Annotated in this window: 1 protein-coding gene and 1 pseudogene; one reads left to right on the top strand and one right to left on the bottom strand. The window is 64.5% G+C overall.

The genetic code is table 11. From position 1 onward, the window contains the following. A partial coding sequence (locus VGH68_RS15735) for a PLP-dependent aminotransferase family protein (protein ID WP_331604570.1) occupies positions 1 to 1,183 on the top strand: 1,183 nt, incomplete at its 5' end. A 178-nt stretch (positions 1,184 to 1,361) separates the two neighbouring features. Here VGH68_RS15735 and VGH68_RS15730 read toward each other — a convergent pair. Beyond that, positions 1,362 to 1,617 (bottom strand): annotated as a pseudogene (locus VGH68_RS15730) (hypothetical protein); the annotation flags it as partial.

Raw genomic sequence — 1,617 nt, 5'->3', positions numbered from 1 at the left:
CGCGAAAGCGAAAGCCGCCGCACGCGCGCAACCGCTGTGGGAACAGATGCCGGACAGCCTGCCGCTGCCGCGGCCGTCAGTGTCGCCGCCGCTCGACTTCGTCGGCGGCGCCATCGACAAGACGCTGTTTCCGTTCGACGTGTGGCGCCGCTGCGTGAACCACGCGCTGCGCGACCAGGCGCGCAGCCCCGGCACCTATCGCGAGGCGGCCGGCGACCCGCAACTGCGGCTCGCGATCTCTCGCTATCTCGCGTTCAATCGCGCAGTGGCCAGCAATTGGGAGGATGTGATCGTCACCCAGGGCGCGCAGCACGCGCTCGATCTGATGGCGCGCATCACGTTGCGGCCCGGCGAAATCGCCGCAATCGAGGATCCCGGCTACCCGCCTGCGCACGCATGCTTCTCGGTGACCGGTGCGCGCGTGGTGCCGGTTCCGGTCGATCGCGATGGCCTGATCGTCGGCCAACTGCCGGATAACGCGCGGCTGGTTTACGTGACGCCTTCGCATCAGTTTCCGCTCGGCATGCCGATGAGCCTCGCGCGCCGCGTCGAACTGCTCGAATGGGCGCAAAAGCGCGGCGCGATCATCATCGAAGACGACTACGACTGCGAGTACCGTTTCGAGGGCCGGCCGATGGAGCCGCTCAAAAGCCTCGATCACGCGGGGCTCGTCGCGTACGTCGGCACTTTTTCGAAGACCATCTTTCCCGAGCTGCGGATCGGCTACGTGGTGCCGCCCGCGTCGCTGCACGCTCCACTGCTGAAGGCGCGGCAGATTGCCGATTGTCACGGCTGCACGCTGACGCAAACCGCGCTTGCGTCGTTCATGCTCAACGGCGACTTCGCACGGCATCTGCGGCGCATGCACAAGGCTTATGCGGCGCGCCGCGCGATGCTGCTGGATCATCTGCAAGGCGAGCTGTCGCGCTGGTTCGAACCGATCGTGCCGACTGCGGGTATCCACCTGGCCGCGCGTCTGAAGGCGCCGCTCGCGTCGCTTGGCGAAGACGCGCTGGTTGGCGCCGCCCGCGAAGCGTCGATCGGTCTGTACGGGCTCGCGCCGTTCCACCGCCGTGTGACTCCGCGGCCGGGGCTGATATTCGGCTACGGCAACATCGCCGTTGAACATATCGACACTGCGCTCTCGACGCTCGCCGGCATCGTCGCTCGACTCGTGCGCTGATCCAAAGCTCGCCGCAAGCCAGGCGTCGGCATTGCCAAAGCTTCGTGGCCAACGGCTGGCCGAATGCGGAAAATGACGAAAGTGCCCTGAATCAAGGGGCGAAAACGCGTGGCCAGCGCGCATCGGGTGCCTCCAAACGACGCCCGAAACGAACTGTAACGTGCGTTACGTGTGCAGGTTAAAACCTGGACGCGAGCGTTTTAGCCGCTAAAACAGGCGTTAAAACGCGCCGCGCTGTTGGTGGCGCGCAAAAAACTTCGTTGCAACCCATAAAAGAGTCGCGCAAATCGCGCGAGCGCTTGTAGAATCCGGCGTTGAAGCGTGCACATACGGTGTGCGCTTCGAGCAATTCACTGACCACAACAGGTAGGAGAAACATGCCGACTTCCGCAAAAAAGGTGGCCAAGAAGGCTGCTGCCCCGGTACCGACCAAG

It is taken from the genome of Paraburkholderia sp., from assembly GCF_036488505.1.
In the GTDB taxonomy this organism is placed as follows: domain Bacteria; phylum Pseudomonadota; class Gammaproteobacteria; order Burkholderiales; family Burkholderiaceae; genus Paraburkholderia.
This window is presented reverse-complemented; position numbering and strand designations above follow the sequence as displayed.